Below are 210 nucleotides of genomic sequence, written 5' to 3'. Positions count from 1 at the left end.
TGATGGCATACCCGGGGAACTGAAACATCTAAGTACCCGGAGGAAGAGAAAGCAAACGCGATTTCCTGAGTAGCGGCGAGCGAAACGGAACATAGCCCAAACCAAGAGGCTTGCCTCTTGGGGTTGTAGGACGCTCTATACGGAGTTACAAAGGAGCGAAGTAGATGAAGCGGTCTGGAAAGGCCCGCGATACAAGGTAACAGCCCTGTA

1 rRNA gene is annotated in these 210 nt (G+C 52.4%); it reads left to right on the top strand.

Going from position 1 to position 210, the window contains the following annotated elements:
• Positions 1–210 (top strand): 23S ribosomal RNA (locus AAHB12_RS31615); the annotation flags it as partial.

It is taken from the genome of Bacillus sp. OTU530, assembly GCF_038440375.1.
Note: the sequence above shows the minus strand (reverse complement) of the source record. Positions and strands in the feature narration are given on the sequence as shown.